The 16,358-nt window shown below is 42.7% G+C and carries 11 protein-coding genes and 2 tRNA genes; all 13 read right to left on the reverse strand.

Annotated elements, in window-relative coordinates; translation table 11 throughout:
• Positions 1–35 precede the first annotated feature (35 nt).
• Positions 36–108 (reverse strand) — tRNA-Gly (locus VMW39_04795).
• 94 nt (positions 109–202) lie between these two features.
• Positions 203–287 (reverse strand) — tRNA-Leu (locus VMW39_04800).
• Positions 288–403: 116 nt separating this feature from the next.
• Entirely contained in the window at positions 404–751 is a 348-nt protein-coding gene (gene secG / locus VMW39_04805) for a preprotein translocase subunit SecG (protein HUW23329.1), read from the reverse strand.
• Positions 748–1,956 (reverse strand): phosphoglycerate kinase, encoded by a 1,209-nt coding sequence (locus tag VMW39_04810; protein ID HUW23330.1) that lies wholly within the window; start codon positions 1,954–1,956, stop codon positions 748–750. The genes secG and VMW39_04810 overlap by 4 nt, the downstream gene beginning before the upstream one ends.
• A 69-nt stretch (positions 1,957–2,025) precedes the next feature.
• Positions 2,026–3,072 carry a type I glyceraldehyde-3-phosphate dehydrogenase gene (gene gap, locus VMW39_04815; GenBank protein HUW23331.1) on the reverse strand — a complete coding sequence of 349 codons (1,047 nt, stop codon included), beginning with the start codon at positions 3,070–3,072 and terminating at the stop codon, positions 2,026–2,028.
• Positions 3,073–3,148: 76 nt separating this feature from the next.
• A complete protein-coding gene (locus VMW39_04820) occupies positions 3,149–3,820 on the reverse strand; it encodes a ComF family protein (GenBank protein HUW23332.1) in 672 nt (223 codons plus the stop codon).
• 158 nt (positions 3,821–3,978) lie between these two features.
• Positions 3,979–5,490, reverse strand: coding sequence for an AMP-binding protein (locus tag VMW39_04825; protein HUW23333.1), 1,512 nt, complete (start codon positions 5,488–5,490; stop codon positions 3,979–3,981).
• A gap of 22 nt (positions 5,491–5,512) precedes the next feature.
• On the reverse strand, positions 5,513–6,901 hold the full coding sequence (locus tag VMW39_04830) for a DUF1302 family protein (GenBank protein ID HUW23334.1): 1,389 nt from the start codon (positions 6,899–6,901) through the stop codon (positions 5,513–5,515).
• 68 nt (positions 6,902–6,969) lie between these two features.
• On the reverse strand, positions 6,970–7,833 hold the full coding sequence (locus tag VMW39_04835; protein HUW23335.1) for an outer membrane lipoprotein-sorting protein: 864 nt from the start codon (positions 7,831–7,833) through the stop codon (positions 6,970–6,972).
• A 185-nt stretch (positions 7,834–8,018) separates the two neighbouring features.
• On the reverse strand, positions 8,019–10,403 hold the full coding sequence (locus tag VMW39_04840) for an MMPL family transporter (GenBank protein HUW23336.1): 2,385 nt from the start codon (positions 10,401–10,403) through the stop codon (positions 8,019–8,021).
• Between the two features lie 19 nt (positions 10,404–10,422).
• Positions 10,423–10,938: a PadR family transcriptional regulator gene (locus tag VMW39_04845; protein ID HUW23337.1), complete on the reverse strand. Its 516-nt coding sequence runs from the start codon at positions 10,936–10,938 to the stop codon at positions 10,423–10,425.
• A 184-nt stretch (positions 10,939–11,122) separates the two neighbouring features.
• The gene (locus VMW39_04850) at positions 11,123–11,965 is read right to left on the reverse strand and encodes a methyltransferase domain-containing protein (protein ID HUW23338.1); all 843 of its coding nucleotides are present in this window, start codon (positions 11,963–11,965) and stop codon (positions 11,123–11,125) included.
• A 316-nt stretch (positions 11,966–12,281) separates the two neighbouring features.
• Positions 12,282–16,358 (reverse strand): hypothetical protein (locus VMW39_04855; GenBank protein ID HUW23339.1); only part of this gene is annotated, 4,077 nt, incomplete at its 5' end.

Raw genomic sequence — 16,358 nt, forward strand, 5'->3', positions numbered from 1 at the left:
GCCACTTGGGTACCGCTCCACAGGAGAAGATAAAGAGCGGGCGATGGGTTTCGAACCCACGACCTTTTGCTTGGCAAGCAAACGTTCTACCAGCTGAACTACGCCCGCAGATTCTTAGGGGCCTCTGGAAACCTAATAATTCCCCTCACCTTTATCCTCTCCCCCAAGGGGAGAGGAGCTTCAAGTCCCTTATCAACCCAACTGGTGGGCAGGGCGGGACTTGAACCCGCACAGGTTACCCCATACGCCCCTCAAACGTACGCGTATACCAATTCCGCCACCTGCCCAACATGGAAATCATATATAAAATTTCGTCACCCTGAAGGGCGACCGACCTGTATCCTGTCACTCTAAAGGGTAACCGACCTGTTCCTACTTACTTAGGCTGGACTGGTTCTGGTAGTCAAGGTGTCTCAGGCTTGACGGGTGGCACTTCCGGACCAGCTGTTTCCTTTTTGGGTTCCTCGGGGACTGCTGCTGGAACAGCTGGCTCTTTATAGATAATTGTGCTTAATGGTCTACGGACAGAAATTATAGTTAAAGTTAGAGAAGTGCATATAAACAGGATGGCGAAGACCACGGTCAATTTTTTCATAAAAACATCTCCTCCTCCGCCACCGAAAATCGCCTCACCTCCGCCTCCTCCTCCGAATAAGCCTGATAGACTGGCGCCTTTTCCTACCTGTAAGAGCACAATCAAAATCAAACATATAGAAACAATAATATGGACTACTAATATTAAAGTTGTCATTCTTTATCTCCTCGCTTATCTTTCAAAGAGGCAATTCCCGGTAATTCCTTTCCTTCCAGAAACTCTAAGGCTGCTCCACCTCCGGTGGAAATATGCGATACATTCTCCTGGAGTCCGGATTTGGTAACAGCAGCAACGGAATCTCCTCCACCAACAATTGATATACTGCCTTTCTTGGTAGCTTCGGCAATTGCCTCAGCGATTGCTTTTGTCCCCTGACTAAATTTATCTATTTCAAAGATACCCATTGGTCCATTCCAGAGAATCGTTTTAGCAGACTTAATTGCCGAAGAGAACCGCTTAACAGAGAAGGAACCTATGTCGACTCCTATCCATCCTTCGGGAATGGCGACTTCTGAGATTTCTTTACTCTCAGCATCTTCAGAAGCTTTATTAGCAATAATGTGGTCAAGAGGTAATAGAACCGTTACTTTCTTTTTAGAAGCCTGTTTTAATATTTCACCTGCGGTATCAATTTTATCTTCCTCTACCATTGAACTACCTGTTCCTATATTCTCTGCTCTCAAGAAAGTGTAGGCCATAGCACCGCCTAAAATCAAGGAATCTACTTTAGACAATAATTTATTTATAACTCCAATCTTGGTGGATATCTTGGCTCCTCCCAGAATAGCCAAAAAAGGTCTTTCTGGTTCTTCTAAAGCCTGCTTCAGATATTTTATCTCTTTCTGTAATAGAAAGCCAGCGCCAGAAGGTAAATGCCTGGGCACTCCCGATGTGGAAGCATGCGCCCTGTGCACAGTGCCAAAGGCATCCTGGATAAATACATCGGCCAGTGAGGCGAGTTGCTGAGCGAACTTTTCATCATTTGTTTCTTCTCCTGAACGGAACCGCAAATTTTCTAAAAGAAGGACTTCTCCCCCTTTCAACTCCCTGGCCATCTTCTCTACATCAGGACCGATACAGTCAGGCGCCATAAGAACCTCAAGATTCAAAAGCTCTCCTAATCTTTCGGCAACCGGTTTCAAGCTTAATTTCGGGTCTACTTTCCCTTTAGGTCGACCAAGATGGGACATCAGAATAACTGCGCATTCTCTTCCCAGAGCGTATCTGATTGTAGGTAGAGCAGCTTGAATTCGGGTGTCATCCGTAATTTTTCCCTTGTCATCTAAAGGAACATTGAAATCGCAACGAATTAAGACTTTCTTGCCTTCTATTTCCAGGTCGGAAATTGTTAATTTCTCCATTATTTTTACCTTTTTCGTAAGCTAGAGCTAAAGGCTCTGACCTTGAGGCTCGAGCCGGCAAGGTCGCCTCTATTGAGTTGCCACCTTTTCCTTGGACCCGCTTTTGGCTTCTGACTTCACCATATAACTAACCAGATCATTCACTCTACAAGAATAAGCCCACTCATTATCGTACCAGGCGAGAACCTTTATCATCTTGCCTTCTACCACTCTTGTGGAGAGACCATCTACTATGGCAGATTTATTGTTTCCATAAAAATCGCGGGATACCAATGGCTCCTCGGTATAATCGAGATACTTACTCAGCTTTCCCTGGGAAGCCTCCTTGAAGACCTTATTCACCTCATCCACGGTCGTTTCTCTTTTCGCCTCGACGACTAAATCGACCACAGAGACATTAGGAGTAGGTACGCGTATTGCCATACCATCCATCTTGCCCTTTAATTCGGGCAGAACCAATCCTATAGCTTTTGCCGCGCCGGTAGTGGTAGCAATAATGGACAGAGTAGCTGCTCGAGCACGGCGTAAATCCTTATGGGGAAAGTCGAGAGTAACCTGGTCATTAGTAATAGAATGGATGGTAGTCATCAATCCCCGCTCAATCCCGAACTTATCCAGAAGAACTTTGGCTACTGGCGCCAGGCAGTTTGTGGTACAGGAAGCGTTGGAAACAACATCGTGTTTGGAGCTGTCGTATTTATCTTCATTTACTCCCATAACCAAAGTGAGAGCCTCCCCTTTTGCCGGGGCAGTAATCACTACCTTCTTCGCTCCTGCTGCTAAATGGGCTTTAGCTTTTTCCGGGTCGGTAAATCTTCCAGTAGACTCTATGACGAAATCCACACCCAAATCTTTCCAGGGAAGCTGGGCTGGATCCTTCTGGGACAAGACTTTTATCTCTTTCCCATCTATTAAAATGGAGCTGTTCTTTACCTCTACCTTGCCCTTAAAAGTACCAAAAGTTGAATCGTATTTAAACAGATGTGCCAAAGTTTTAGCATCGGTCAAATCATTAACTGCCACAAAATCGAGCTCCTTCACACCTTCAGTAATGGCTGCTCGTAGCACCAGCCTTCCAATCCTTCCAAATCCATTAATACCCACCTTTGTTGCCATTTATCACTTACCTCCTTTTATAACTTACTCTCCATTATATAAATTCACCCAATAAAGTCAAGATTTTTTTCAAATTCTACATTCCATGGGCCAAAACCAGCGCGTAAACTTCACTAACTCCTGCCCTCTTTAACGTTTTGGCACATTCATCTAGGGTTGCGCCTGTAGTTGCCAGGTCGTCTAATAGTAGAACTGTCTTTCCTGCAATTGTGGCGACGTCTTCTTTGACTGATTCTGAGATTTCAAAGGCACAGGAAAGGTTCTCAAACCTCTCCTTCTTGTTCAGTTCAAACTGGGGCTTGGTTTTCTTTCTTCTTTTCACTAAATTGGTCAATATTGGTTTATTTACCGCTTCTCCCAAAACCCGGGCTAAAAGTTCTGCCTGGTTGTAACCCCTCTTCTTCTGCCTGGCCTTCTCCAGTGGTATGGGAATAATATAATCGAATTTTTCTTCTTCCAGGTACTCCTCCACAAAATCGACCATGAGTTTCCCCAATGGATTGGCCAAATATTTCTTCTCTTTATATTTAAATTGATGTATCAACTTCCTCAACACCCCATCATATACTGCTACTGACCATATCTCTTCTAAGGATAGCCTTATGTCAATTGGCCGGTTGAGATAGATAATCCTGCTCCAGCAATCTCCGCAGACATGGTCTTTATTATCGGCTGTGAGCAACCTTCTGCAGTTGATACACTGAAGGGGAAAGAAAAAATTCAAAAGAAGTTCCCAGAAAGTAGCCAAAAATCTCTCCTTTTTTTCTGACCCCATTTTTCCAAATAATATCTTTTTATTTTATTTTTTTCAAGAGTTTTTCTCTTCACCTCTATAAAAAAGACCGCTAATGCCATAATTAATTAGCGGTCTTTTCATAGATTAAGCAGTTCCCGGAATCTTGAACCTCAGGAGCTCGTTTTGGCCAGTTCTCCCCTGGCTATCTTTCCTGTCTTTGTCTTGGGAAGACTCTCCCTGAACTCAACTTCCTTGGGAACTTTGTAGTCTGCCATTTTCTCACGACAGTAATCGATTATCTCCTTATTCGTAGCTTCCATTCCCTCTTTCAGGGCGACAACTGCTCTTATTCTCTCACCTCTTTTTGGGTCAGGAGCACTCACTACTGCCACTTCTTTTATCTTGGGATGGTGGTGAAGAACGTCCTCAACCTCGGAAACATAGACCATCAATCCTCCCACATTTATCCTGTCCTGTTTCCTTCCCACAATGTAGATATAACCATCCTCGTCTCTCCGCGCTAAATCGCCAGTGTGTAGCCAGCCATCCTTGATTATCTCCTCAGTGGCTTCAGGGTCATTGTGATACCCTTTCATTACGTGTGACCCACGAGTAACTATCTCACCAACCTCTCCCACGGGAAGTTCATCTCCATCCTCATCTACTATCTTCACTTCCTTGCCCGGCATTGGCTTGCCAATGTTTCCCAAGGGAGCATTGCTGTCGGGTGACTCGAGGGTAAGTAGAGGCGAAGTCTCAGTTAACCCATAACCTTGACAACATCGTCTTAATCTCAGTTTTTCTCCAAGTTCCTTGACCAGCCCGGGAGTTGAATACGCGCCCATAAGGGCGACAGCTTTCAAGCTGGACAAGTCGTACTTTTCAAATTGATTCAACTGTATCAATGCATTGGCCATAGGGGGCACAAAATGGAGCTTAGTTACGCGGTTCTTCTCTACAGTCTCCAGCCATTTCCTGGGATTGAAAGCCCCTAAGATTGAAGTGGCAACCCCCATCACAATCGTCTGATTGAAAAGAATAGGTCCACTTATATGGGATGCGGGTAATGAGAGCATATAGACATCGTCCTCGGTGGTTTTCCATATAGCGTGCATATCTTTAGGGAACCAGTCCAGGTTACCAAAAGTTACCATTACTCCCTTTGGCTTGGCAGTAGTCCCTGAAGTATAGAGATAAAGAGCTGTATCTCCATCCTCAACTTCCACGGGAATAACTCGGGAGGAATCTTTATCTCTCATCTCTTTGAAAGATTTACACCCTTGTTTCACTTCTTCTCCCACCACGATGATGCTTTTTATACTGGGAATTTCTGCTCTCATGGAGAGAAACATATCCTGAAACTGGCTGGTGGTAATAACTACCGCTGGTTTAGCGTCACCAAAAATTAACTTTACTTCCTCCTCTTTAAGCCTCACATCGAGTGGAGCATGAATAGCTCCAACTTTCAGGATAGCATAATAACTTAAAGCAATCTCCATTGCATCGGGCAGAAAAGTGACCACGCAGTCACCTTTCCTCACACCCTCCCCAATTAGACCTGCGCTTAGATTGTTCACCAGACGGTCGAGCTCCCGGAAAGAGACTTTCTCATCCTCAAAAAATATGGCCACCTTGTCTCCGAACTTACTAACACTTTCTTCCAGAACCTTTCCTATATTCATTTTCATCCTCCTCCTTTCTCCCTTAGAATCCAAATCTTAATTCAAAAAACAGCTCGTCTCTCTCAGCAAACTGCCCATAAAGATTCTTGGGTTTACCTTCAAAAATATGGACACCGGCAACTGCTACGAGACTATCCAGAATTTCAAACTGCACCTTAGGAGTTATTTTCCAGTCATTATCCAATCCATATATCACCAGGACCTCTGGCTTGAGCCTCTCATGCATAAAATCTGTAGAGAGCTTCAGGCTTAACATAGTAGTTACCTGATCCATTGGACCCAATGTTGGTCCAAACAGGAGACTATTGCCCTGATAACTTGCCTTGGATGTAATGAACTGGATGAATTGCAGGCTGGCAAGCCAGTTTGTCACCAGAGACTTATCGAATCCCAGGACATAGTTAAAGTTGTCCAGTTTCACTGGAGGACCTGCAACTCGACCATCTGTTCCGTAGTAAGTAGGAACGTCTTGAATGTAAGCAAATTCACCCCTTATGGTCAAACCAGAAAGTGCCCCTTTAGTCAGGGCTTTGGTGAACGAAGCTCCATATAGGTATATCCGCTCATACCTCTTCTGAAGATTCAAGGTATCTGCAGGTCCAAACCAAGAATAATTGGCTCCTGGAAGATAGAATCCATACAGGAAATTGAGAGTATATTCGAATCCTCCCAATACATCAAGCCAGCGAAAACCTATAGTGGTATCCGACAAATCACTCCAGGGATCTGGCTTTACTTCTTCGTGGAAGGAAACCTTCGCGCCCGGCGGCCCGTTAATAAGCCAATTAACCACACTCGCTTGACCAAGCACTGATGCCCGGAAAGTAAAGGGAGCGCCTACAGGCGGAATGTAGTTTGCTTGGAAATCTGGAATAAACAGACACTGAAAAGTTCCGTTAACCGTTGGCGCATACTCTAACTTAACCATCCACAGAGGTATGCGGCTGTCAGCATAGTCATCGAGGGTGAACTCTCTCATATCAGTAGGATTTACTGCATCCAATATCTTCACACCATCGGCAGTTCCCCAGACCACCTGCTGTCTTCCTAACCTGACATCCAACCTGTCGGAAAGGAAATCCACATACAACTCCCTGAGCCAATCATTGGTAACATCTGTGCGGTAAAGTTCGCTTTTCACAGGTTCATATTGTTCTTCAGCGTCGAAGACACCGTCATAGAAAAACCTGAAAAGCCCAAATAGATGTAGATATTCTGTTGGTGTATATTCTACTCCCATCTGGACTGTATTCTCAATCTTCATAAACTCGCCCATTTTCAGATGGCTCGCTGTCTCATTCTTTATTACCCCGGAAATGGTAACATTTTCAGCAACATCGATACCATAAACTGAAGATGCCACCAAAACCATAAGCCCAATAATTAAAAATCTACTAACTCCTCGCTTCATCTTTAACCTCCTTAGAATTCAAGAATTCTTATTTTCGTCACCCTAAAGCGACCGACCTGTTCAGAACCTTACCATTTACTTCTCATCAAAGTCTTTTCTGTAAACAACCCTTCTTTCAATCCCGAATCAAATTTTATCTCATCAAATGTAATAATTGTTTTATGCCCGGTTCTCACGTTCTTACATTCCAGTAATGTCTGAGGTAAGTACCCCTTTTGGTACTCTTGATATTCTCTAAAGAGTGTCCTTGCTTTTCTCTCCAGGGGATCGTAAATCTCATCGTAGATACTGGCTCCTGTATTCTTGTCAATCCAGACAATCCGTTTCGAATAATACCAATCTTTTCTCTTTGGTTTTGCTTCCACCAGGTAGCAATCCAAACCCTCATAATAGGTCTTTCCCGTAAACTCAGAGTGGTAACCTTCAAATTTTTTATTCCCAATGATTTCATAAGTTTCGTCTTCCCACCTGCGGATGGTAATCTCTTCGGTAGTAAAATCAGTTCCCATAAAGGAATCATCTGCTTGCGACTGAGAGATTCTCCTTATCTTTCTCAAACTGGGTAGCCACAGCCAGACGTCCTGTTCCTTTTTCGGGTCGATGTAAGTCCAGGTTAAAATTGCCAGACCTTTTACGTTGCCTGGCTCGGTGAACGCCACCACATCCTTATAGTCTATCCCATCGCTCTTTCTATTCAAAGTAATGCGCGACCTCAAAAATTTCCTATGTCTCTTAAAACCTCCCTTAGTAATCAACCACACATGGCCTGTGCTCTGGTAGTCCTGGGCAAATTTAGTGTGCTTGATATAGTACTTTATCTTCATTAATTCATCGGCTGAAATTCCTTCGTACGGTTTATCAATGGCACTCGCAAGCTGAGTCAAAACCAAAACCAGACCGCAAACCAGAAAAAACAATTTTAAAGACTTCATCTTTCATCTCCTTTCTTTATATTTTAATTTAGAAAATAACCAATCTATCTTTCCTTTCTTTATCACCTCCTTTCGCTTCGCTCAATCCGGCCGGGGTTCTCACTATCTCGAACCCGTCGCCAGACCTGTCGCTCCTTACTCGTCGCGACGGCGACCCTTCCGCTTCGCTTCAGTTCCCGATTTATTCATCGGGACCCTCCTTTTTGCACCTTATTACTGCCTCTCCCCTTGGGGGAGAGGGGAGGGTGAGGGGGAATTATAAATTTTGGTTTGAAAATAGAAATAAGAGCAGGAAGCAGAATCAATGCACCGAGCATATTCAATAGGAGAAGTGCCCCGAGAATAACTCCCAACCTGGCTTGTAAGCGAATATTGGAAAATACCCAGGAGAAGACTCCCAGAGCCACTGTTGCTCCTGTAAAGAATACAGCTTTCCCTGAAGTCTCCAGAGAAGTATATATTGCTCTTTCGAATGGCAATCCTTGTCTCAGCTCTTGCCTGAGACGACTGGTGACATATATCCCATAATCTACTCCCAATCCTATTCCCAAAGCGGCTACAGGTAATGTTTCTACTGTTAAGCTCACTCCCAGAAGACCCAGAGTTCCAAAAGTCAAAAGCACCCCCAGAACCAGAGGTATCAAAAGTAGAATCCCGGCAACATACGACCCATAAGCAACCCAAATACAAATAAATACTATTGAAGATAATTGTATTATGTTTTGGGGCAAGACCTTTCTAATAATCTCATTTATAGCTGCCAGAATTCCGATATCTCCTCCTGGATAACGGAATTCAAAATTCTGAACCTTATGATTCTTATCCACCCACTCTTTAGTTGCAGTCAGTACTTTGTTTATGGTCCCTGCCTTATGGTCTTTCAAATCAAATTTGATGTTGGCATACTTGTAATCAGGACTAACCACAGGGTCAAAATCACCGGGAAATGCAGTCATGGAGTAGAGGAAGAGATATTCTGCTATGGTTTGGCTCTTCTCAGGAACTCTTAAATATCTGGGGTTGCCGCCAAACATTGCAAAGTTAAGGCCCTTAATATAATCTACTAAGGAGAGGGAATGCCCTGCTTCAGGGATTTTCTCCTTTACGTAATTCGTAAGTGACTCCATTTCTAAAAGTGTCTGAGAATCTACCAGGCCTTCCTCTTCTTTACCTTCAATTAACACGTAATATGGGCTGGAGCCGGCAAATTTATTGCTTATCATCGTCTCGGCAACATTATAGGGAGAATTGCGGTAGAGAGATGCCGAACCAGGTTCATTATCCCCGACTACAATTCTGGAAGCACCTATCGTTCCCACCACTCCCAGGACGAGGAAAATACCTACCACTGCCCATCTGGAAAGGCGGTGTATACTCAAAGAGGATATTTTTCCCAGAATCCTGTTCAGCAAATTGAATTTTTCCTCTCGCTCAACCTCCTTTCTTTTAGGAGAAGGAAGAAAAGAAAGGATTGCAGGTATAAAGGTTACAGTAGTGAAGAAGATACTTAACACTCCTGCTCCGGTAGCCAGAGCCATACTCCTAATCATTGCCAGAGGGACTATAAGAAGAGAAAGAAAACCCAATCCATCAGTAACAAGGGAAGTGCAGGCGGGAACAAAGAGAGACTGAAGTGTTTCCTGAGAGGCTTCTTTGCTGGAAAGATGCTTCAGTTCATCTTCATAATATCTCTTTATAAATTGAACAGAGTGGCTTATCCCCAAAGCCAGTACCAGAAAGGGCGTAAGTATGGTGGTTGGACCAAGCTTATATCCTGAAAGAGTAAGAATACCTAACCCCCAAACAGTAGCCATAAGACTGGAAGCAAGGGGAAGGAGAATTCCTCTCTTAGACCGGAAAGCAATGTATAAGATTAGAATCATTACAATTAGCGTTCCCATAAAAATTTTCCCCATTTTGGGAGTATAGAAGTCAAGCCATCCTTCCAATATCGGTCTTCCACCAATGTATATATTGTTATTGGAATCCTTCTCTTCCTCAATAATCTGTTGAACCTGGCGAAAGATTCTTCTCGAGGAGACATCCGATTCAAAATCAGCCTGAATTAGCGTGCTTTTGAAATCTTTCGATACAATGGGTCCATAAATCATAGGATTCCGGACAATAGTCTCTTTCAGTCTTTCCATTTCTTCAGCCGACTTCGGCGGATACCTCATAAGTCTTCTTGCTCCAAATCCCTCAGCAGTCGCTTTCACACTCTTGATTTTCCTCGCTGAAAGGGAAACAACTCTACCAGCATTTATTCCATTGAGAAGGTATAATTTCTTCGTGATGCTATGGACTTTACTGAGAGTGGAATAATTAAATATATCTCCTTCTTTTACTTCAATGGCAATAGAGATTTGATTCAATCCACCGAAGATATGGGTAAGTTGTCTTTGCACTGCAAGGTAGGGATGTTTCTGGGGAGCAAAATCACCTAAATTGGTCTGCAAAGTTAAATGTCTCAGTTGATAGGCAAATAAAATAGTCAAAGCCAAAGAAATAAGAATAAATACTATCCTGTGACGAATGACAAATCTGGCAAAAAACTTGGAAAAATTATTCAACCGATTTCCTCCGCGCTTGTTAAGCAAATTGTTTTATCAATCTCTCTGTGAATCTGATTTCGGACTTGGCACTCTCCAGAGAATGCTCTGTAATAGCAATCATATGGTACAGGGCTTTCTCTTTCTGAAGAGTCTTTTCTCTATTCTCCGCCCAGGTTTTTATTCCTCTTAATCCATTCAACCTGTTTTCCAGTCTCCTCTTGACTATTTTAGGATTCCCATATTGGAGAAAGTAAAGCGAGAGGTCTATATTCAGGTAGGGTCTCTGAATAACGAGAAAATTCTTATTTAGCAGTTTAGCAAACTCTTCTTTCCCCTTTTTAGTAACCCTATAGACATACTTCTCAGGACGCCTCCCTGCCTTTCCCGCTCTCTTGGAAACCATACCCTTCTCTTCTAACTTCTTCAAAGGATAGTAAACCGATTTGACATTTATGCCAGTAAATTGACTTACTACATTATTAATCTCTTTTTTTATTTCATAACCGTGTTTCGGACCTTCCTGCAATAGACCCAAAAACATCAAATCTTCCATTTTTTTTTCCTCCATATAGTAAAATTTTAATAGTTAAATTTTACTATATCCTAACAATCGCCAAGTGCTTTGTCAAGCTTTTTTTGAAAAATTTTTTGTGAGAGGCGGGAATCGTTCGGAAGGGATTAGGCATCCCGATTTTCAATCGGGAAATTTTTGCCTACAACGACAGTGCCTGTGAGAGTCATTTAACGGCCACTATAGTAATATACCTGGAAAGAAGGCATCTTGATGTGATTTTTCTTAATCGCTTGGGAAGCATGTTGAGTATATATTCAATAATAATGAAATACGCAAATGGCTTTTTGGTCAGATTCCTTTTTGTATATTTATAACCAGACCATGATGAATATTCCAAACGCTTGAGAATCTTTGCTATCTCGCTATAGGTCCATTCCTTAAGGTGGAATCCTTCTGCCTCATTTGAAAAATAACGAGAAACATCGTGGGGACCTGAAAATCTATGGGGTGTCCGAAATACGTATACACCTTGCGGTCTCAAAATCTTTCTTACCAACTGAAAGTGAAATTCTGTATCCTCCGGATGTAAGTGTTCTATTAATTGGTCACTAAATACAACATCGGTAGAGTTCTCTTGCATTTGAAGATTATAGCCATCATAAATAATCAGTTCAAAATTATCTGGCACATTATCAAGTTGTCCTCTTTGGTCTGAAATATCTACCCCATAAACAAACCTTACACGGTTACATATACTTATAGCAAATCTGCAATCACCAGGGGCAAACTCTACAAAAATTGTAGATTTATCAATAAACTTTTCTATTAACTTTAACTTATTTTGATTTGCAATGGCGGTCATCTTCGGGTCTTCCCGACGTTTAAGTCTTGAGTGGTCAGGGACTTGTTTAAATAACTCGTCATACATTGTTTGATAAATTATTTTTCTTTCTTCCCTGATAGCTCTTTTGAGTCTTGTGGCAATGGCTTTTTCTATCTCATAGTGATTCCTTATTTGTTCAAAAGTCCTATCGCTAGGAAGTTTTTTCTTTAATTTGCAGTTCATTTTATTTTAACCCTTCTTAGCTGAAATCGTTCCATCGGGGAAGTCCAGAATTTTTGGAGTCCTCCCGAAAGGGAGGTTGGAGTGTCAAGCGAAAGCTTGACCAAGTGAAACTCTCGTTTCACACTCCAGAATTTAATTACCTCGCTTTCGCAAGGATTCCAGGATTTTTGGAGTAGCGAAACTTGTTTCGCGTTAATAACGCAGAGCAAGCTCTGCTACTCCAGAGTCTTTTGGAGTCCTCCCGAAAGGGAGGTATATAAAAAAATGGTCGCTGTCCCTATTTAAATGGTCGCTGTCCCTATTTTTGTCCCTATTTTTAAAACTTTATGGTAAGCGTGGTGCTGATATCAACGGCAAAATAGTTATTCTGGTCTAAAACGTGATTAATAAAAAAGGTCATTCCGCTTCCTACAGTTAACATTAGATTCGAGCCCACGTTAAAATCACTTGATACCAGGGTAGAATAAGTGTCAGTATTGTCACTCTCCCAATTGAGCTCGCTTCTCTTAATTTCAGCACTAAAACGAGCCTTGACTCTCATCTCACCTGCTGTTCTGACCTGCTTTCCGATTATCGGAATCTTCCAAAGTTCAGGCAACTTTAGACTTGCTTCTACATCTATGCTTGGTGTGTGAATTCGACTTTCGGTAGTCTTCTCCCCGCCGGTTTTTCCCTCTTCTTTCTTATAGCCATACCTGAGATTAAATCTCCAATCCTTCAACCAGGTAAAAGTAATTTGAGCGTTATATTCCCTATTAAATCCCTCCTGGCTAATCTGCCAGGAAGGCGCACTTTTTACCTTGTTTCGGGAACTACTGTAGGTTAACCAAAAATAATAATTTTCAAATAATTTAAATCTTAGGTCTTCACTGAAGTTTACCGTCTTCCCCAACGAGACATCTCTGGCATCTTCCGTGGTCAGGATATACTTTGTTATCATTTCTGCTTCCTGCATTGCCAATCCAAGTAGAGGGAATTTTTCCAGGCTACTCATCCTTATATCCAGATAGGGCCAGATGCGCTTCTCGCTATCGAGGATTGTTGGTCCCTGACGGCTCTGTGTGCGAGTATAGTCTATGTCAGTGGTTATAGTGCTGAACGGATAAAGATAACCTTTTAAATCGAGAAATTCCAGAGGCTTCCAGTTGCTTTCCATCCTGAAAGTATCGCGAAGAGAAAAAGATTTCAATTTGTCCTCAACTCCCTCAAGTCTTTTATACCCCATACCCTTGCCCCTTAACCACAACTTCCCATAGATACGATAGTCTTGACTTATGTTCTCATAACTATCACCATCGTCTAATGCATAAGAGGAAGTGACGTTCAATGAATCTACAGGTTTAAATTTGGGAAAGAGTGTTTTGGCAACAAAAGGCAGGCTTAGTTTTGCTGAGCTCAACCTGGTAAAATTCTTCTCTGTAGGAGTTGAGGTGCTGGTAAGGATTACAAAATTTTCCGTATTAGTTATGCTGTAATTCAAAGAAGGCTTGAACCATTCAAAAAATTGGAGAGTTGAATTAAATCCCGCTGTCTGCGTTCCCGACCGGGGACGGTCCGTCTTACCTTCCACATATACTCTTTCCTTCACTTTTCGCAAGGAATAGGAAGGAACAATCGATAAATCAGATAGTGGTCTGAAGGTCGCTTTACCTGACCAATCATTTGTGAATTCCCGGAAATTATTCTCTGTAGGAGCAGTGCTTGTGAATTTGTTAAATTTATTAATCCTTTTATAAGAACCCCCTAAATCGCGCGGAAGAAGAAAGAAGCGAACCGGCAGTTCATACTGGTGGAGAGTAGCGGAATATGTATCCGAATCTTCCCTCTTGCCTTCGGGCTGACTGCGGTCAACAATGCTTTTCGTATAACTTGTTCCTACCTGCGGGAGCTTTGGCAGTCTCAATTCCGCGCTGGCACTGCCCTGATGGCTTACCACGCGTCCTTCGTCCTGAAAGCTCAGATCCTCAACCCTGACCGCCGAAGGAGTCACTGTGGTGGTCTTGCTCCAATTTAACGAAAGCGGCAGGTAATTGAGTCTATTAAAATTGGTGTAGGCTGAGATTACTTCTTTGTCCTGATTCTTGCTGGGAACAGTAATCGTCTCGAAATTCCTATCCATATACCAGTACTTCCCGCCAAAAGTGAACCAGTCGGGGAGCTCACAATCCAAACCGATTCTCCCTGCCCAGCCTTCTTTTTTCCTCGCGCCCGTCACGTGAATCTCATTAACCCATATTTCTCCATCAATATCACCCGCTGTATCATTTACAATCATTAGTCTTATCTCTGCAATGTTAGTGAGAACGGGATTTCCTACCCGGGTTATGGTTCCATCTGAACTTTCCATCGTGTCTGCTCCATATTTTCCGTCCTTCTCTGCCAGGTTGATAGTCAAAAGCTTCCAGCCTCCCCAGTTCACCGTTCTTTCAAATTGGTAATAGTCGCTGGGTGTGCCCAATCTCATTATGAACTTCGGGTTCTTTGTGGGAAAATCGGGATTACTAATAAAGAATTTCAGTTCTTCATATTTTGAATAGTCCTCGGCTCTGGTAAATGTCCATTTGGTGTAGCCTGTTGCGCCGGCAGTCAATGTGTACTTCAGCGAAAGTGCCTGCTCCACTTCCTTTTCTTCAACACTTCTCTCACCGTAAAGGTCTTCATAATCGTTGTTATAAAGTAAGCCCCGACCGTAAACAGCAAAATCATCCTCAGTATTCACAGCGACAACAGAGAACTCATCATTTGCATCTGTGCTCTGGACAATTCCTCTTTCCCATTTGTTCCCGATCACGCCCATTGAGGCAATCTTTAAACCTCCCGAAACATTTGATCCCTTCAATGTTATCCTTACGTGCTTTATAGCTGTCCAGTTTGAAACGGTGTTTGTAGTAATACCGAGGTCCCATTCCACTTTCTTCCATCCGGACCAGTTGATACCCGTGGAAAACGGGAAAACATTACCTTCCGCTTCCGGACCCACGCGGTCTCCATCCAAATCTTCAGTATCAATTTTCCCGTTCTTGTAGCCGATTTTTCCATCCCTGAGGTAAATCTTCTCATCATCATCAGTCCATCCCCAAAAATCCCAGCCAACGTCTTCGCCGACATTTAGAGTCCCATCGCCATTAATATCCTCTGTGTCCAACTCCCCATCACCATCGGCATCTTCAGCAATGCTTCCCAGCGTAATCTCTAAAATCTCTCCCTTATTATCCCCATAAACATATAGTTCTAAACTCTCCTTCTGCGAGTAGTCCACTCCCCGGGTGGAAATAGGATAGACAATAGATGCCGTGGCATTCCCGGTCAAATCATAACTAATTTTCAGGACTTCCTGCTCCTCATCTTCACCCACGTCGGCATTTGGTTTAATATCTTTAATTTTGACATCCTCGTTGTCCCAGCTAATAGCTCCTTCTTGCGTAGGAACTCCTCCCGGATTACTGGCTATCTGCCATACATCTTTATCAATGGGCATTCCATCAACTAACTTTACCCCTTCCATACTATCAATTATCGCCTTTCCCCAGGTATTGGGATTATTGAAGCTCCTGGCCAATTCTCCGGAAATCTTTGTCTGGAAAGGGAAAAATGGCTGGGCGTCAAAAGAGAATTCTGAATTTGCATCCAGAATGAATTTACTTCCGGGGGCTGCCCTCACGTTAGGGATGGTTGCCGATTTCGCTGCACCGCTATAGAGGATTGTAGAACCTAAAAAGAACCTGTCTGTGGGCGCCCATTCTCCTCTCGCACCCAATAGAGTCTCCTGGAAGAGACCGGCAAAGGGCATATATTCATAATTAATCACAATTTCTGTCTCTTCATCAATCTCTTCTTCACGGAAGAATGTAATAAAGCCAGATTCATAGTCAATGAAATAATCTTCATCCCTTTTGAGTGACCGCTCATTCAACGTAATCTTTTCACTTCCCTCCACGATGTTCGGACGCAGGAAATATGTCTTCTGCCGATACTTATATTCCATATATATGATGTAATAGTGTTGCGGATTTGTTTTATAGTAGATTTCCTCATGCCCCCCGTAATCCTTGCCAAGTGGCTTTCTGTTTTCAAATTTCAATATTCCCTCATCGTAATCCATTTCAATCATCCCGTAGGCATTCGGAAACTCAGGCACTTCCTTGCGGTTCAAATCCAAAATCTTTACTACAAAGTCCCTGCCTTCAACTCCCTGAATAATCTTTTTTCGTCCTAAGTCGTAATAATTCATCATCTCCTGGTCCAGGAGTTCATTTTCGTCTTTAAGTATCTTGCGGTAACCGTTATTGCCCACCGAAATCAATTGACCACTGGAGTCTTTATAATCCACAGCAATGACATAATTTTCATAAATAGTCTTGCGGAAAGTGATAATCCCTTTGATATAGTCTAT

The organism is bacterium, from assembly GCA_035530055.1.
Lineage (GTDB): Bacteria > UBA6262 > WVXT01 > WVXT01 > WVXT01 > WVXT01.

Excerpts from the sequence above, each read along its gene's own strand:
- VMW39_04850 (HUW23338.1), bottom strand. The coding sequence starts at position 11,965 with ATGAACTGCAAATTAAAGAAAAAACTTCCTAGCGATAGGACTTTTGAA.
- gap (HUW23331.1), bottom strand. The coding sequence starts at position 3,072 with ATGGCAACAAAGGTGGGTATTAATGGATTTGGAAGGATTGGAAGGCTG.
- VMW39_04830 (HUW23334.1), bottom strand. The coding sequence starts at position 6,901 with ATGAAGCGAGGAGTTAGTAGATTTTTAATTATTGGGCTTATGGTTTTG.
- secG (HUW23329.1), bottom strand. The coding sequence starts at position 751 with ATGACAACTTTAATATTAGTAGTCCATATTATTGTTTCTATATGTTTG.
- VMW39_04825 (HUW23333.1), bottom strand. The coding sequence starts at position 5,490 with ATGAATATAGGAAAGGTTCTGGAAGAAAGTGTTAGTAAGTTCGGAGAC.
- VMW39_04835 (HUW23335.1), bottom strand. The coding sequence starts at position 7,833 with ATGAAGTCTTTAAAATTGTTTTTTCTGGTTTGCGGTCTGGTTTTGGTT.
- VMW39_04810 (HUW23330.1), bottom strand. The coding sequence starts at position 1,956 with ATGGAGAAATTAACAATTTCCGACCTGGAAATAGAAGGCAAGAAAGTC.
- VMW39_04845 (HUW23337.1), bottom strand. The coding sequence starts at position 10,938 with ATGGAAGATTTGATGTTTTTGGGTCTATTGCAGGAAGGTCCGAAACAC.